The following is a 14,918-nucleotide window of genomic DNA, read 5'->3' on the forward strand; positions in this document are numbered from 1 at the left end:
AAAAACAAAATGAGTGTTTTAAATGCTGTTAGAAACAAAATAATACATAGAGTTTTTGCAGTAATAAAAAAACAAACCTTTTATGAAAAAGATTTGGTTTTATCATAGAAATCGAAATGACAAGATTGTGGTTAATCGTAAATTTGAAAAGAAAAAAACTGCCAAATCTGCTAAATCTGCGTGAGATAAAATTGCCAATCTTTGCAGAGTTACGAGTGTGTTCTCTCCTTCGTCGAGATGACAAGATTGGGTAAATACTTTGCGCAGATCCTTCGACTTCGCTCAGGAAGACAAAACAAAACTTATACTTTGCGTTCTTTGCTCAAAAAACTTGCGACTTCGCATCTTTGTGAGTAAAAATCTCCTGCGCACTTTGCGTAAACCTTAGCGCCTTTTGCGATTAAAAAAACTTTGTGCCTTAGCGCCTTCGTGGCAAAAACAATAAATAAGAAAACTTTAATAAATCTGCTATACGCCACTAATTCAAAAATCATTAATTTTGAAATTCGAAGTTCAAAAACGAAATAATTATGAAATATCATCAAATAAACAGCGCTCTTTTTGTAAAAAACCGCAGAAAGTTCATGGCTGAAATGAAACCTAACTCTGTTGCAGTATTCAACTCAAATGACATTTACCCAGTTAGTGCCGACAGTACTTTGCCGTTTGCGCAGCATAGAGATATTTTTTACCTGAGCGGTGTAGATCAGGAAGAAAGTGTTTTACTTTTATTTCCAGATGCGCCTTATGAGCACCAGAGAGAAATGCTTTTCTTGAGAGAAACCAACGAACATATTGCAGTTTGGGAAGGTGAAAAACTAACTAAAGAACGTGCATTTCAGGTTTCTGGAATTAGAACAGTTTATTGGTTGCAAGATTTTCATAAGATTTTGAACGAAATGATGACGTATGCCGATACGATGTACATTAACACCAACGAACATTACCGTGCAACTGTTGAAACAGAAACGCGCGAAGCTCGTTTTGTAAAATGGTGGAAAGAGCGTTACCCAGCGCATAATGTTGCAAAAAGTAACCCAATTTTACAAAGATTGCGTTCTGTAAAAGAAAGCGAAGAAATCGATTTGATTCAGCATGCTTGTGATATTACAGAAAAAGGCTTCCGCAGATTATTATCATTCGTAAAACCAAATGTTACGGAATATGAAATTGAAGCTGAATTGGCTCATGAATTCATCCGTAACCGTTCTAAAGGTTTTGCTTATACACCAATTATCGCTTCTGGAAACAATGCAAATGTTTTACACTATATCGAAAACAACCAGCAATGTAAAGAAGGTGATTTGATTTTGCTTGATGTTGCGGCAGAATATGCTAATTATTCTAGCGATATGTCAAGAACAATTCCAGTTTCTGGACGTTTTACAGATCGTCAGAAAGCAGTTTACAACGCTGTTTTGAAAGTAAAAACCGAAGCAACAAAAATGTTGACTCCAGGAACACTTTGGAAACAATATCACATTGAAGTTGGTAAAATTATGACTTCAGAATTATTAGGTTTAGGTTTATTAGATAAAGCCGATGTTCAGAACGAAAATCCAGAATGGCCTGCTTACAAAAAATATTTCATGCATGGAACTTCTCACCACATGGGACTTGACACGCACGATTACGGGTTGCTTCACGAACCAATGAAAGCAAATATGGTTTTCACAGTTGAGCCAGGAATCTACATTCCAGCAGAAAAATTCGGAATTCGTTTAGAAGATAATGTTGTGGTTCAGGAAAAAGGAGAGCCTTTTAACTTAATGAGAAATATTCCTCTTGAAGCAGACGAGATTGAAACGTTGATGAATGAATAATTTCCCGATGAAAAAGATTTTTCTTTTTGGTTTATTATTAGTTGCGACAAATATTTTTGCTCAAACTGAAGGGTTTGCCGTAAATAATGACGGAAGCAAAACCTATTACAAAACATTCGGAAAAGGCGAACCGCTTTTAATTATAAACGGCGGACCTGGAATGAACAGTAATGGTTTTGAAGATATGGCAAAAGTTCTGGGTGAAAGCCAGCAAACTATTATTTACGACCAAAGAGGAACCGGAAAATCGAAACTTTCAAAATTAGATACTACGACTATTTCGATGCGTTTGATGGCTAATGATATCGAATCGTTGAGAAAACATCTTAAAATTAAAAAATGGAATATTCTCGGGCATTCTTTTGGCGGAATGTTAGGATCGTATTACGCGACAATTTATCCGAATAGTATCAATAAATTGGTTTTATCGTCATCTGGCGGTGTTGATTTGTCTTTATTGAAAGGCCCAAATTTGATTGAATCGAATCTTTCTCAAATCGAAAAAGATTCCATGAATTACTGGAACGATAAAATCGAAAAAGGCGATACGTCTCACAAAGCAAGAGTTGGACGTGGTCGCGCAATGGCTCCTGCTTATGTTTACGATCAGAAATTTATTCCGATAATTGCAGAAAGATTAACGCAGGGAAATTCGACAATTAATGGTTTATTATGGTCGGATATGCAGAAAATGAATTTTGACTGTAAAGCTAAATTGAAGAATTTCAAAAATCCTGTTCTGATTATTCAGGGAAAAGAAGATATTATCAGCAATGAAATTGGAGAATTGGCGCACCAGACTTTTCCAAATTCAAAACTGATTTTATTGGAACATTCTAAACATTACGGATGGCTTGATGCGAGAGAAAAGTATTTCTCGGATATTAATTCATTTTTAAAATCATAAAAATTAAAAAAAGCTGTCTCAAAAGGACAGCTTTTTTGTTGCTGGATGGAGTATTCATAAAATTATTCCATCAGCAAACCCCAGCTGGGTAAAATATTTATAGAATTTCAGTAACGAAAAATAAAAAAAGCTTCGGAGGAGCGACATATATTAAAACTGCAGAAAAAGAATGTCGCTCCTCTGGAGCTTTATGTTGTAAAAAACATTTTTGTCTATAAATATTTCGCTTCTCCGAAGCTTACAAAAAAGAAGTGACTGCCCTTTTGAGTTAAACAGAGTATTTATAAAATTATTCCATTTGAAAACCCCGACGGGGTGAAATATTTATAGAATTTCAATAAGGTAAATAAAAAAGCTCCAGAGGAGCGAGATATATTAAAACTGCAGAAAAAGAATGTCGCTCCTCTGGAGCTTTATGTTGTAAAAAACATTTTTGTCTATAAATATTTCGCTTCTCCGAAGCTTACAAAAAAAGCTGCCTCTTTTGAGACAGCTCTTTTTTAACTTATATAAATCGTTTATTTATCCGATTTTTGAAATCTGAACATCCAATTGGAATTTTCCGTCAGCTTCATTTCCGTTGATTAGATCAAAAAGCTCTAAAGCTCTTCTTGCGTTTTTCTCTTCTTCTCTTTGTTCAGCTACATACCACATCATAAAATCTTCTGTAGCATAATCATTTTCAGCTCTACATTTTGCAATCACTTTATTGATTGCCTGAGTAACTGCAATTTCGTTTTGCAAAGCAATTTCGAATACTTCTCTAAAAGAAGCAAATTCTTGCCGCACCTCAGGAACAGATGGCGTAACTGCAATCCCTCCCATATCTGTAATGAATTTGAAAATTTTTAGAAAATGCTCTCTTTCTTCTTCAGCTTGCTTGTACAAATAAGACGCTGTATTAGCATATCCGTTTCTATCTAACCATGCTGCCATAGCTAAATATTTGTTAGAAGCATCACTTTCTAATTTTGCCTGTAAATTCAATATATTTTCTACACCTTCAGTTAATGAAGTACGTGTTCTTAGTAAATCTTTCATAACCTTTAATTTTTATACGTGTAAAATTACAAAAATTAATGTAGGCATCTGTAACTGCTTGAAAATTTGGATTTAATCTAAGTAAGAATCTAAATAAGCTCAACATTCGCTACACTGCAAAGCATAGAATGCAATGTAAGAGTAAATTTTGTTCCGTTTAATAAATCTCTTAACTGCACTATTTCGCAGATAGTAAGATTTCTAGAGAAATTTCTTTTGGTAGTTTCAATCAGCTGAGCATCTGACTGGTCAGACAAGTCATAAAGCATGTTAAGAATATCAACGCTATTAACCTTTCTTTGAAAAATCAAAAAATCCTGAATTTTATAACTTGACACTGTATCAACAAAATTGATAATTATACTATTGGTCAAATCACATTGATAACTGTATCCTTTTTCGGTTTCAAATAATACTTTGGTGGTCAAATCACTAACTAATGCCATTCTGATAAAATATAATAACGGTGCAAAAATATAGAATTTAAAGTAATTAAACACATAATTAAGACTAATTTAAAATAACAAAAACTGTTAATGTTCTTAAAAACAGCTGTAGTGTGCAAAAAACTGTAACATTTTAAAGGATCAAGAGTCTAATTTTAAAAACAAATAACTAAGAAATCATGCAAGCACACGAAATAGATTATCAGATTTTTGGGGAAGAAATGCAATATGTCGAAATAGAACTAGACCCACAGGAAATTGTAATTGCCGAAGCCGGCAGTTTTATGATGATGGAAAACAATATCCAGATGGAAACCATATTTGGCGATGGTTCTCAGCAACAAGGCTCTGGTTTATTTGGCAAACTTTTAAATGCAGGAAAAAGAGTTCTTACTGGCGAAAGCTTATTTATGACAGCTTTTTTAAACCAAGGCAATACTAAAAGCAAGGTTTCATTTGCATCGCCTTATCCTGGAAAAATTCTTCCAATTGATTTAACAGAATTTCAAGGTAAATTTATCTGTCAAAAAAGTTCATTTTTATGTGCGGCCAAAGGCGTTTCTGTTGGGATAGAATTTTCTCAGAAATTAGGACGTGGCTTATTTGGCGGTGAAGGTTTTATCATGCAGAAAATCGAAGGAGACGGAATGGCATTTGTACATTCTGGCGGAACAATGGCTAAAAAAGTTTTGGGTCATGGCGAAGTTCTAAAAGTAGATACAGGTTGTATTATTGGTTTTACCAAAGATGTAGATTATGATATTGAATTTATTGGCGGCATCAAGAATTCTATTTTTGGTGGCGAAGGATTATTTTATGCCACATTAAAAGGTCCGGGAACTGTTTACATTCAGTCGCTTCCATTCTCTAGACTGGCTGACCGTATTATTGCATCGGCACCAAGATCCGGCGGAAACAGTCGTGAAGAAGGTAGCCTTCTTGGCGGATTAGGAAATCTTTTGGATGGTGATAATAGATTTTAATTTAGAATGGCTTTCAGAAACGGAAGCCATTATTTATTATAAAAAAGAAGGGCAGCTCTTTCGAACTGCCCCAAACACCTAACCAAAAGTGCTCTAATAACCGTTATTGCCAAATTCTTTAGAATTTGAAATTGCATCCAAAAATGATCTCGGAATTGGTCTAACTGTATGTTTACCGTCAACAAAATTTGTTCCCGCAATTGGGTTTGTCTGATCTAAATAGGTTTTAGTCAATTTTCCTGTACGTTTTAAATCAATCCATCTTGTATGTTCGCCAGATAATTCTCTTGCTCTTTCTTTCAAAATAAAATCGATATTCATCTGCCCGCTTGATACTAACATTTCATTTTCTCTAGAAGTTAAAGCAGCTCTTTTTCTCAAAGCATTTACGTATGTTAAAGCTTTTGTTTGATCACTGTTTAAGATAGCTGCTTCTGCGGCAATCAAATACACTTCTCCCAAACGAATAATAGGAATATCACCTAGCCAATACTGATTGCTTTGACAATATAACGCTGCAGAGAATTTTCGCATAGCAGGAAACATATTAATAAGATTCGGGTCATTTGGATACATTGCCGGATCTTTGTATTTATTGGTTCCAGGCTCAAAAATATCGCTAGGATCAACAACAAGCATTGGCATTTTGCTCTTAACAACAGGATCAATATTCCAATTTGGAGTAAAAACAGCCAAACCTTCATCATTATTCATATTAATTTGTTCTTCAATTTTTTGAGAATAAAAATTAACTGATGGCACTGCCTGAGCCAAGGTATTTTTAATCGTATAACCTACCACAGAAGGATCTTTTTTATAGGTAGTCGCCATTGTTTGTGTAATTGGCTTATTGGCTGCCGCGTAAAATTTATAGGTGAATGTTTCTGCAAAACGAGTATCTGCTGGCGATTCTACTGGAGAAAAAACCTCTGTCAATAAATATTTACTAGGTTTTAGCATACGGCTATTGGCTCTTCCGTATAAAATACTGGTTGCTCCAGCTCCCCACTCGGCTCCTCTAGTTGCTAAATCTGGCAAATAATACTGTCTTGTTCTTCCTCTGTTGAAACCTTCTGGATTTAAACCTCCAGGATCAATTCCTTGTGTAAATAAAAATTCTGTGTTTTTCTTATTATTATTGCCATCCCACAATTTGCTAAATCCTGATTTAGTATTATCACTTAAATATAGAGCTGTATTGTATTTTGCTGCGTTATTGATTAATTCCTCCGCAGTTTGCAAAGCTAGTTTAGCATAATCTGAAACTTCTCCTAATCTTGTTCTCTGCAGATACACTTTTGCCAATAAACCATAAGCCGCCTTTTTAGCCGCACGTCCTTGTAGAGTTTGCTGTAATGGAAGATTGGCACAGGCAAATTTTAAATCCTCAATAATTAAATCGTAAAACTCTTTTTCAGAACTGCGAACTGGTGCATTATCTGCTCCTTCAATAATAGACGATTGTGTTCTTAAAACTACACCGCCAAATTGTTCTACTAATATAAAATTACTAAAAGCTCTTAAAAAATAAGCTTCGGCTAATTTGGCATTCAGTTCTTCTGTAGAAGAATATCCTTTAACATTTTTTGAATAATAAATAGCCGTATTGCAAAGATTTATTGTCGTATATGCTGTACCCCAAATTACTTTAATGTTTCCGTCATCTGGATTTAACTGACTTGTATATTGCGCGTAACCAATTCCGCTAGTGCTTACATTTTCCCAAGAATCTGTTCCAGCTTCTGTAGGGGCAATATAATCTACTTTTCCGTGAAGGAAATACAAGTTCTCATAACAGCTATTGATTAATCCTTCAAATCCTGGTCTTTCACTGTAGGATTTATCTAGAGAAACCGTGGTAAGGTTTTTTTCGTCTAAACTGCATGATTGCAAACCAACCATAAAAGACATGAAGACAATTACCGATTTTAAGTTTATATATTTTTTCATGATACTATAATGATAAATTGAGACCGAAAATAACTTGTTTAAACAATGGGAATGAATCTGATCCTCCGCTTTCTGGATCTACATCTTTCAATAAATGGCTACGACTAAAAACAAAAGGATTATAAGATGTTATATAGAGTCTCATATTTTTCAAACCTGTTTTTTTAAGAAAATCTTCAGGCATAGAATATCCAAGTGTAATATTTTTGATTTTGATATAAGAAGCATCTACAAGCTCTAATGCCGATTGAAATTGTGTATTAAAACTACCGCCTGGTCTAGGAAAATCGTTTGTCGGATTATCTTTTGTCCAGTAGCTATAGGTTTCTGGCTGCGCTTCTTTATTCCAGTATCCAAGTACCTGAGCGCGCATCATACCACCTTGTCTTCCGTTTACAAATACGGTAAAATCAAAATTCTTATACTTGAATGTATTTTGGAAACCAAAGAAATAATCTGGAACATTATTTCCAACAATCATTCTATCTTTTGTAGAATAAACATGCACTCCATTATCTGATACTCCATTAGCATCAACTTGTGGAACTGTCTGCAGTTTTATATCTCCAGGCTTAGCACCATACAAAGCTGCTTCTGCCTCTTGTCCTAATTGCCAGATTCCTATTTTTTTATAATCATAAAATACTCCTCCTGATGCTGGCGTTTGTCCGATAAAAAGTCCTTCAGAAATTAGTTCATTCACTGTTAGATTCCCCAAATCAATATTGGTCAGTTTTTCTTGAGCATGTGTATATGTGAATGTCGTATTCCATTTGAAATTTTCAGTATCAATATTTTTAGTATTTACAGAAAGTTCAAAACCTCTATTTTGAGAAGTTGCAATATTAGAAGTTTTCTTATATGGCGTTTTAGCATCGTAACCCCCTGAACTGGTTGGCAGACGGCGATCCCATAAAATACCATCTGTATGCGTCCAATAATATTCGGCTACCAAATCAATTCTATTTTGCAAAACAGAAACATCTAAACCTAAGTTTGTATTTGTAGAACGCTCCCAAGTTAAATCTGGATTTGAAATATGCTCAGTAGGCACATACATAGGCAAAGCTGTTCCGCCGCCCAGAGAAAGATTGCTTGTTTTGGTTGCTGTTCGTGTTAAACTCGAATAAGGATCAATATTTGCCGATCCAGAAACACCATAACCTAATCTCAGTTTTAAGTTATTCAGCCATGAACTCGTTCCCTGCATAAAACTTTCATCACTAATACGCCAAGCTAAAGATGCAGATGGGAAAGATGCCCATTTGTTACCTTCTGCCAAAGGAGAAACTCCGTCCCAGCGATTGGTTAACTGAAACAAATATTTTCCTTTAAAACTATAATTAAAACGCCCAGCAAATGACATTCTGTTAAACTGGCTGTAAGCATTCATTCTTGTAGTTAGATTTTTTACCGCGCCCATATTATAGAACTGAAAGTCATCGTAATCAATGCCATTGCCGCCTAAATAGGCTCCTTCAGATCTGTTATCTGCCCAAGAAGTAATTCCTGTCAAACCAAAATCATGATCTTTGCCAAGTTTAAAATTATAGTTCAGGATATTTTCCCAAATGTAGCTATAGGCTAACTCATTATTATAAGTGGCTTCACTAGCAGTTCTACCTTCTGCTAATAAATTGTATGAATTTTTATTTTGAAAAGTTCCCGCTCTGCTTGCTGAAAATCGAGTTCCTAAATTAGATCTTAACTTGAAATTTTTAGCAAATTCAAACTCCAAATAAGGATTAAACTGTACATTATAACTTAACGATTCATTAGCAAATGCTCCTGGATAATTATTAGCCAAAATACTAATGTTGTTAGGATCTCCTTCTATCGGATAAAGATTTACAACACCATTTTCATCAAAAGGTACTCCTAAAGGATAAACGCTATACGCCTTATTAATTCTACTGTTGGTTGTGCTGTTTTTACGATAATTTAAAATCAGCTGAAAACCCGTTTTAAATTTATCGCTGAATTTAAGATCAACTCCTCCTCTAGAATTAAAACTGTTTACCTTATCGTTTTGATAGATTCCTTCTTCGCCTACATATCCTAAAGAAAAATAACCCTGTACTTTTTCAGATCCACCTCTCATAAAAAGATTATGGTTTTGCTGTGTTCCTACCTGCAACGTTTTATCAATCCAATTTACATACTGTCCTTTTTCGATGGCAGCAACGGCAGATGCATTCAAACCTAAATCGGTTAGACTTGTAGCCTCATAACCATTGTCTAAATAAAATCGGTCGCGTTTGTAATTTAGCCATTTGTCTCCCGTAAGAGGAGCAGGAAAAGAAGAGAAACCATTTAATCCGAAATAAGTATTGAAGTCAATTTGCGTTTTTCCTGCTTTTGCCTTTTTAGTAGTAACAATAATAACACCGTTGGCTCCCGAAGAACCATAAATTGCAGTTGATGAAGCATCTTTTAAAACATCAATACTTTCAATATCATTTGGATTCAAATTATCGATGCTTGAAGGAATTCCATCAATAATATATAACGGATCCTGGCTAGCTGTCAAAGATCTGTTTCCTCTTAACAAAACTTTTGGCGAAGTTCCAGCTTGTCCAGATCCGCGTTGAATATCCAAACCAGAAACTCGTCCTTGAAGCGCTTCCATTGGACTTAAAACTGGACTCAAAACAATATCTGTTGATTTTACTGTTGCTACGGCTCCTGTCAAATCTTTTTTCTTCACGGCTCCGTAACCCACAATTACCACTTCATTTAGTGCCGAATTTTGCTCGTTTAAAATCACATTCAAAGACTTGCTTTGACCAACCGTTACTTCTTTATTTTCAAATCCGATAAAAGAAAAAACGAGAACACTATTTGTTCCATTTACTCGAATGGTAAACTTTCCGTCTAAGTCGGTTTGTACTCCATTATTAGTTCCCTTTTCAATAACATTTGCTCCTGGTACTGGCATATTTTTCGAATCGGTTACAACTCCTGTAATTTCAATACCTTGCTCCATTACAACCTTTGGTACTGTACTCTTTTGCAGAAGATGTACTTGCTGTTTTTTCTTTACCAAAATAATCTGACGATCATTTATGCTATAAGAAATATCGGTTCCTTTAAATACCTCTTCCAGTATTTCGTTAATTCCTGTTTTCTTTACATTAACTGTCACTTTTCTGTTTAAGTCAATTATACTGCTTTCAAAAAGAAATCTGTATTCTGAGATAGACTCTACCTTATTAAACAGTTTCTCGACTGGAGCATTCTTTATGTTTAATGTCAACTTTGTATTTTGTGAATAGACACTTGCTTGAATTCTCATCAAAGAAAGCATCAGTAATAATGTGGTTAATTTCATTCTTAGACTAATTTTAGGCAAATAAGGACTAAGCCAATTCCTCTTAATTATTTTTTTCATAATTTTGGATTGATTTTAAATGATTTAATTTCGATACGTCGTTTGAAACACTTAAATCGGGAAATATTGGTAGTATTTTCCGATTTTACTTTTTTGTATTTCTTCAAAAAATTACATCCTCTTCATAATTTGTTTTCTTTTTGGTTGGTTAATAAATAGTTAGTTTATTTTTATTAGCTTTCCTTCTTTCTTATAAGTAAAGCCTTGAATTTTACTCATTGTCTCCAATACCTTTTCTATACTTTCGATATTCTTATTAAAACTGGCATTAAATCTTTTATCTAAAATATCCGTTCTATTATTCTCAATTGTAACGTTGTAAGTACGTTCTAACTTTACTATGATATCCTTAAAAGCTGTTTTTCTAAAAACTATTTCTCCGTTTATCCATTCTGTGTAAAAACGAGTATCGACTTTCTCTACAGCTATCTCCGCTTTTTCATTACTCCAAGATCCTTTTTCGCCAGGTACTAGTATTGTGTTACTTTTTGCATTATGAGAGTCAGCTAAATTAACCGAACCTTCAACCAATACTGTATTAATATCTTTATCTTCTTTGTATGAACTCACATTAAATTTTGTTCCTAAAACTTTTACATTAACTCCTCTTGTTTTCACAATAAATGGATGCGCTTTGTCTTTTGCAACATCAAAAAAAGCTTCTCCATCCAAAACAACTTCTCTATTATGTCCTTTTATAAACTGAACTGGATATTTCAAAGAAGAACCAGCATTCATATTTATCGACGTTCCATCTGATAACTCTATTTTAAAGGTTTTACCATAAGGAATTTTAATTTCATTGTAAACCAATTTATTAATTGATTTAGCCGAACGATAATTGATTTCATTCTCTTTTTGAGATGCAATCAATTCTCCATTTTTCTTGATGATCTGCTGTTCTCCATTAGGATTTAAAACCTGAATATCTCCATTTTCCAAAACCAGCTGAACGGCATCTGAAGGGATAGTATTTTTTTGCTTATCATTTTTATATTGAAAAACATAAACTAAACCTATCAGACAAATGAAAACTGCGGCATATTGAAAAATTTTTCTCCAATTAATTACAGCTATCTTTTTATCCACATCTAATCTCTCCTCCAATTCTTCCCAACTTTTATCTGTATCTATCGATTCTGCATACATTAATGCTTCTTCTAGTAAACCATTACTTTGAAGATTTTCTATTAATTCCCGTTCTTCAGGAGATAAAGATGCTATTTTAGAAGCATCAAATTTTCCTTCAGACGTTATTTGCCTTAGGACATTAATCAATTTTGAATTTAAAGTCATTGTTTTTTATATAGTGGTTTTTATCATGTTACAGAAAAAGATTTTTAGGGTGACAACAAATCAATATTTTTTGATTTTTTTTACACATTATTAAAAATAAATAACTTTTTATTTTACATTTGGCATTATGTAATCCATTACAAATAAATAAATGACATTTGGAGATGCTGAATTATAAAGATTTTAAAACATTTGAAGCCCTATACAAAGACCATTTTATCTTTTTTTCATTGGTTTCGTTTAACATTGTAAAGGATAAAGATGTAGCAAAAGACATTGTTCAAGATTTTTTCACCTATCTCTGGGAAAAAGAGGAGAGCCTCAATTTTACTATTTCATTTAAAGCATACGGAACAAAAGCTATAAAAAATTTAAGCCTGCAATATTTAGAAAAGAACAAAACAATTAGCCTTCAAAACACCAAAATAGCAACTCCAAAATCTGAAGAACCAGCAGCATTTGAAAATATAGAAGAGGATAAGAAACCAAAAATTCAAACCCTAATTGAAAAGATTCCACAATCCAGAAGAGAAATTTTCATATCACATGTTGTCGAAGGATTAAGCTATCAGGAAATTGCTGAAGACAACAACATTTCAGTAAATACTGTAAAAACACAAATGAAAAGAGCTTATGCCTCTTTACGAGAATCCCAAAATATCTCTCAGTTAAAATTTATTCTGTATTTCATATGGCTAATAAAATAGCGTATTTTTGCTATTTAAAATTTCCATTTTGAGTTATACTTTATACAAAAACACAAAAATATCTTTTTCTGACACTGGAAAAGGAAACGCAATTATCCTACTTCATGGCTTTCTGGAAAACAAAAAAATGTGGAAAGATTATGTTGATTTTTTCTCAGAAAAATATCGTGTGGTCACAATCGATCTATTAGGTCACGGCGAATCTGAACCATTAGGTTATGTTCACGAAATGGAAGATAATGCAAATGCAGTAAACGAAGTCTTAGAACAATTAAAAATTGAAAAAGCAACAATTCTTGGACATTCGATGGGTGGTTATGTTGGTTTGGCTTTCGCCGAATTGTATCCGCAGAAAATCCAGAAATTAGTTTTATTAAATTCAACTTCAAAAGAAGACAGTGCAGAGAAAAAACTAAACAGAACTCGTGCAATTAAAGCCGTAAAACAAAACTATGTGAGCTTTGTAAGCTTAGCAATAGCAAATTTATTTAGCGAAAATAATAGGACGCGATTAGCTGAAGAAATCGAAGAAGTAAAAACAGAAGCCTTAAAAACTCCTTTACAAGGAATTATAGCCTCTCAAGAAGGAATGAAGATTAGAAAAGACAGAGAGTGGCTTTTAAAAGAAAACCGTTTCCCGGTTTTATTAATTTTAGGAAAAAAAGATCCCGTTTTGAACTACGAAGAAAGTCTTTTGCAAATTGAAGACACAACTGCAGAATTAGTTTCTTTTGAGGATGGACACATGAGTCAGATTGAAAACAAGACAGAATTAAAATCTGTACTACAACATTTTTTTGAATAAAAACTAAGTACTAAAATCGAAAAAGGCCATTTCTAACCTAGGGTTGAAACAGCCTTTTTCTCATTCTTGGGGGCAAAATATCGTTATAACTTTGAAGTAATATCTTTTTTGTATTTAGATAAAGTCGCTCTTGTTAAACCAAGATTTGCTTTAGTCGAATCTACCGCTAAGTAGATAAAGTATCTTCCATCTTCAGAAACATCAATAATATGAATCTGATCGGTAAGGGTAATTAAAATATCATTAATTTTTTGATTTAATCCTAAAGCTTTAATAGCATTTAATTTAGCTTTTACTACTTCTAAATTATAAGCAGAAGCCAATTCTGGATCAAAATCCGATTTTACGGTCAACGAACAGTAAGACATTCCTGTTTCTACTTCTGTAACAGAAACAGCAATAAATCCGTTAATATTCTCTTTTAAATCGTTTTGAAAATTTTGTAAAAAATCTGACATGTTTATTAAAATATTTGGTTTTTAAATTAGTTGTTAAAAATAGAATCCATTCTTCTCAGCAATAATCCCATTTTACTTAAATCTTTAGAAAGCAACGCAATACAATTGTCATCTTGATTTTTGCTTGCCACGACAATTCCGTCGTTATTCTTGATCATTACTTGTTTAAGATCTCCATTATTAACGTCTTCCGACATTTCAAGGCACATCTTTAAAATCATTCCGATCATTGCAGCAACGTTACCGTCGTATTCTAAATTAACAGACTCGTTTAAAATTCCATCAATATTAAAACTTAGCCCAGACTCTGCGCCAGTCTCTTCTACTAGTGTTTGCAAATCAATCATATTCTTTTATTGTCATGTTTTTGGAGCGTCAAAGATATTTTAATATTGGTAATTGTGCGATAAACACTTGTTAAAAAAAGTTGCTATATAACGTCTTGAGTCACTTTTATTTATCACTTAATTAAACCTATTTTTTTGCAAAAAAAATGCAAAAAAAATTAACATTAAAAGCAAATAACATCAAAAACGTAACATTTTACTTTATGAAATTCATTTCTAAAATTAACATTTGCAGATTGTTGCATTTGGCAAAAGTTTTTCTATAGCTTTGCAAAAAAATTTATAAAAATGAAAACTGTTGACGAATTACGCTTTGACTTAAATGTAAAACTAGAAAGGTTTAGAAGATTTCGTATTGAAAACGGACACATTAACACTTCGGCTTCTGGAGAAAAATCTAAAAAAGGTTTTTTCAAAAAAATATTCAGCTAAAAGCGATTAAAAACAAGCCGGACTTTTCAAATTACTCCCCAAATTAAGTTCGGCTTTTTCATTGATTAAGTGCAACTTAGCATTAATAAATTTTCTTAAAGCGAGACAATTTTTATTAGAGCTCATAATTCTAATTCCCAATCGATAATTCTTTTTCTTAGGAATTCTTCTTAATCATTTAAACCACTTTTTCAATTATTTTTAAAAACAGATTAGTCCCACTTTTACTTTAAACACAAAAATGATTTGGTTCCAAATATCAATTTAACTTGAAAATCTTGTAAAACTTAAAAAGACAAATCTTTAATTTTTGACCTCTAAAAAGTCTTTCC

At 33.1% G+C, this 14,918-nt stretch carries 13 protein-coding genes; 6 read left to right on the forward strand and 7 right to left on the reverse strand.

All coding sequences use genetic code 11. From position 1 onward, the window contains the following. Positions 1 to 530: 530 nt before the first annotated feature. Together AC5ZCW_RS03250 and AC5ZCW_RS03255 are read left to right on the forward strand one after the other, a co-directional pair. Positions 531 to 1,823, forward strand: coding sequence for an aminopeptidase P family protein (locus AC5ZCW_RS03250; RefSeq protein WP_496117902.1), 1,293 nt, complete (start codon positions 531 to 533; stop codon positions 1,821 to 1,823). Further along, complete coding sequence (locus tag AC5ZCW_RS03255) at positions 1,816 to 2,730, forward strand: alpha/beta fold hydrolase (protein ID WP_496117904.1); 915 nt, start codon at positions 1,816 to 1,818, stop codon at positions 2,728 to 2,730. Before AC5ZCW_RS03250 ends, AC5ZCW_RS03255 begins: the two co-directional genes overlap by 8 nt. Positions 2,731 to 3,252: 522 nt before the next feature. Here AC5ZCW_RS03255 and AC5ZCW_RS03260 read toward each other — a convergent pair. Beyond that, positions 3,253 to 3,771: a ferritin gene (locus tag AC5ZCW_RS03260; protein ID WP_496117906.1), complete on the reverse strand. Its 519-nt coding sequence runs from the start codon at positions 3,769 to 3,771 to the stop codon at positions 3,253 to 3,255. Between the two features lie 89 nt (positions 3,772 to 3,860). Beyond that, positions 3,861 to 4,217: a hypothetical protein gene (locus tag AC5ZCW_RS03265; RefSeq protein WP_281634117.1), complete on the reverse strand. Its 357-nt coding sequence runs from the start codon at positions 4,215 to 4,217 to the stop codon at positions 3,861 to 3,863. A gap of 179 nt (positions 4,218 to 4,396) precedes the next feature. On the opposite strand from AC5ZCW_RS03265, the gene AC5ZCW_RS03270 reads away from it, so the two are divergent. After that, a complete protein-coding gene (locus tag AC5ZCW_RS03270; protein WP_026728296.1) occupies positions 4,397 to 5,200 on the forward strand; it encodes a TIGR00266 family protein in 804 nt (267 codons plus the stop codon). A gap of 93 nt (positions 5,201 to 5,293) precedes the next feature. Here the strand turns inward: AC5ZCW_RS03270 and AC5ZCW_RS03275 are convergent, their stop codons facing one another. The 3 genes from AC5ZCW_RS03275 to AC5ZCW_RS03285 form a co-directional block, all read right to left on the reverse strand. Further along, positions 5,294 to 7,150 (reverse strand): RagB/SusD family nutrient uptake outer membrane protein, encoded by a 1,857-nt coding sequence (locus AC5ZCW_RS03275; RefSeq protein ID WP_496117909.1) that lies wholly within the window; start codon positions 7,148 to 7,150, stop codon positions 5,294 to 5,296. A gap of 4 nt (positions 7,151 to 7,154) precedes the next feature. Continuing rightward, positions 7,155 to 10,481: a TonB-dependent receptor gene (locus tag AC5ZCW_RS03280; protein WP_496117911.1), complete on the reverse strand. Its 3,327-nt coding sequence runs from the start codon at positions 10,479 to 10,481 to the stop codon at positions 7,155 to 7,157. Positions 10,482 to 10,700: 219 nt separating this feature from the next. Next, complete coding sequence (locus AC5ZCW_RS03285) at positions 10,701 to 11,837, reverse strand: FecR family protein (protein WP_496117913.1); 1,137 nt, start codon at positions 11,835 to 11,837, stop codon at positions 10,701 to 10,703. Between the two features lie 164 nt (positions 11,838 to 12,001). Here AC5ZCW_RS03285 and AC5ZCW_RS03290 point away from each other — a divergent pair, with 164 nt between their 5' ends. Both AC5ZCW_RS03290 and AC5ZCW_RS03295 read left to right on the forward strand, forming a co-directional pair. Next, entirely contained in the window at positions 12,002 to 12,544 is a 543-nt protein-coding gene (locus tag AC5ZCW_RS03290) for a sigma-70 family RNA polymerase sigma factor (RefSeq protein WP_496117915.1), read from the forward strand. A 28-nt stretch (positions 12,545 to 12,572) separates the two neighbouring features. Beyond that, positions 12,573 to 13,349: an alpha/beta fold hydrolase gene (locus tag AC5ZCW_RS03295; protein WP_496117917.1), complete on the forward strand. Its 777-nt coding sequence runs from the start codon at positions 12,573 to 12,575 to the stop codon at positions 13,347 to 13,349. An 83-nt stretch (positions 13,350 to 13,432) separates the two neighbouring features. On the opposite strand, the gene AC5ZCW_RS03300 is transcribed toward AC5ZCW_RS03295, so the two are convergent. Beyond that, positions 13,433 to 13,807: a hypothetical protein gene (locus tag AC5ZCW_RS03300; RefSeq protein ID WP_111377493.1), complete on the reverse strand. Its 375-nt coding sequence runs from the start codon at positions 13,805 to 13,807 to the stop codon at positions 13,433 to 13,435. Between the two features lie 26 nt (positions 13,808 to 13,833). Next, complete coding sequence (locus AC5ZCW_RS03305; protein ID WP_008465282.1) at positions 13,834 to 14,154, reverse strand: roadblock/LC7 domain-containing protein; 321 nt, start codon at positions 14,152 to 14,154, stop codon at positions 13,834 to 13,836. Positions 14,155 to 14,442: 288 nt separating this feature from the next. Here AC5ZCW_RS03305 and AC5ZCW_RS03310 point away from each other — a divergent pair, with 288 nt between their 5' ends. Then, positions 14,443 to 14,586, forward strand: coding sequence for a hypothetical protein (locus AC5ZCW_RS03310; protein ID WP_496117920.1), 144 nt, complete (start codon positions 14,443 to 14,445; stop codon positions 14,584 to 14,586). Positions 14,587 to 14,918 lie beyond the last annotated feature (332 nt).

Source organism: Flavobacterium sp. PLA-DH12, from assembly GCF_059511845.1.